Origin of the sequence: Mesobacillus sp. (assembly GCF_049588175.1) — a bacterium.
Classification (GTDB): Bacteria; Bacillota; Bacilli; order Bacillales; family Cytobacillaceae; genus Mesobacillus.
Map to the genome: position 1 here is coordinate 1 of NZ_JBAVFI010000345.1, position 2204 is coordinate 2204.

Below are 2204 nucleotides of genomic sequence, written 5' to 3' on the forward strand. Positions count from 1 at the left end.
GTTTAGAAAGTCTGGTCCCGTTTCGTAAAACCGGCATTGCTTCGCTTCTTCATAAGCATATGCATCATGCTATAATACAACTGATATAATACATCATTCAGAAAGTTAGGTAGCATGTATGAAGAAGAAATTCATCCTTATTGGAATTGTATTTATAGTAACCGCTCTTTTATTTGCAGGGTTATTTAAAGTTACGAAGTTAAGAACCTTTCAATTCTTTGGAGGCTTAACGTACCAGGTTGAAACGGAAGAGAAAGTCATTGCGTTAACGTTTGATGATGGTCCGACGAAGAATGTGGATCAGCTTCTGCCTTTATTGGATCAATACAATGCAAAAGCGACTTTTTTCCTCATCGGCCAGGATATTGAAAAACATCCTGAAGAAGCTGAGAAGCTGGTGGAAGCAGGGCATCAAATTGGAAATCACACCTATTCACACAATAGAATGGTGTTGAAATCTCCTTCTTTTATAAAAGAGGATATAGAAAAGACTGATGAGCTGATCCGAAAAGCTGGTTATAAGGGCGAGATCGACTTTCGGCCTCCCTATGGGAAAAAACTTGTGGGATTGCCGTATTATTTGAATAAGCACAACAGAGAAACCATTATGTGGACATTAGAACCTGAAACGTACTACACAAGTGCTGATGATAAAGTGAATAATGTAGTGGAAAACATCAAACCCGGATCGATTATCTTGTTGCATCCAATGTATGATCAAAGTGACGAAGCAATTCAAGTGATAGAAGATATTTTACGAGAGCTTACGAACGAAGGATATACCTTTGTGACCGTGGACGAACTTCAGGAATATGATTCAAACAAATAATAGGCTGGAGAGATCTAGCCGGGGCGATTCTTCTTTAATGAAGGGTTGCTTTTTTAAAAAGCATGGGGACGTACCTTGTGCTTCCATTTTCATTATAGAAACTTCATCTGTTCAATATAGTTGTATTCGGATTAGTCACTGCTACACCTCTTAATCTCTATAGTTAATTCATTGTGTTTTTTCTCCACCACTAATAATCAAAACCGCTATATGCTTGGCCTCAACACAATTTAATCAAACGTTTGATTAAATATAGGACATGTCGAGTAATTATTGGGGGCAGTACCGTCCCTTTGTCTCATTAAGGACAACATTGGAGGACATGATGCAGAACGAACCAAAAGCAACCAAATCTTTAATATATAAAGTAGGAATGGTCCTGATCATTTCATCATTTATATTTTGGGTCCTTCCCATGGGGATTCCTTTTTTGCCCCTCACTGGTAAAGGGAAGGCAATCGGTATTACAAGCACCCTGGTGATTGCAGAAGTCTTCTTCTGGATTGGTGCTATAATGGTGGGCAAAGAAGCCGCGGGAAAAATAAGAACAGCTTTAAATCCGAAAAACTGGAAAAGAAGAACTGCAGAAAGACAAAATGATAGTGAGTAATTGGGTAAGTATGAATTGTTGGATCAAACATAGGGTGATTAATGAGGAGGTATCAGTGAATACTTTTTTCCTCAAAAGAGAAATGATTAATGCTTAAAATTCCTGTAAAATCCTCCTATTTTCTCGATGGATATGGTAGTATGATGGACATGTTGTTTGAAAGGGGAATTTGTTTATGATGAAGCGCATTTTTACAGGCATTCTTTTAATGAACATAGCCGTCCTTGTGCTTGGCGCATGCGGCAATGATAGCTCGAAAGGGAATACTGAGAAAGAAATTAAAAAAGATTTGGTCGCAACAGTAGATGGAAAAGGAATTTCAAAAAAGGAATACAACAAAGAGCTGGAGGCCATGAAAGCATCTTACGAACAGCAAGGCATGCCGGTAGATCAGATGGATAAAAAGATGAAGGAACAACTCGAAAAGTCAGTTCTGGACAAAATGATTAATGCGGAGCTGCTTCTCCAGACAGCCGAGAAGAACGACATCTCCATTAAAGAAAAAGAAGTGGATGCGGAGTTGGAAAAAATCAAAGCCAACTTCGAAGATGATAAAAAGTTTGAAGAAGCACTGAAAACGAATAAGATGACCGAGAAACAGCTCAAAGCCCAGCTGAAAAAGCAAATTACGGTCAATAAATATTTGGAAAGCAAGATTGGCAAGGTAGAAGCGACACCACAAGAAGTCCAGGCCATGTATGACCAATATAAAAAGCAGCTCGAAAGTCAAAAACAAAAGCCAGAAGAGTTTGCAAAGATAAGTCC

Annotated in this window: 3 protein-coding genes; all 3 read left to right on the plus strand. The window is 38.6% G+C overall.

From position 1 onward, the window contains the following. The first annotated feature begins 118 nt into the window (after positions 1-118). Complete coding sequence (locus WB217_RS08650; protein ID WP_423992561.1) at positions 119-829, plus strand: polysaccharide deacetylase family protein; 711 nt, start codon at positions 119-121, stop codon at positions 827-829. Positions 830-1154: 325 nt separating this feature from the next. Then, on the plus strand, positions 1155-1439 hold the full coding sequence (locus tag WB217_RS08655; protein WP_423992563.1) for a transporter suffix domain-containing protein: 285 nt from the start codon (positions 1155-1157) through the stop codon (positions 1437-1439). Positions 1440-1614: 175 nt separating this feature from the next. Then, on the plus strand, positions 1615-2204 hold a 590-nt coding region (locus WB217_RS08660; RefSeq protein WP_423992565.1), incomplete at its 3' end, for a SurA N-terminal domain-containing protein.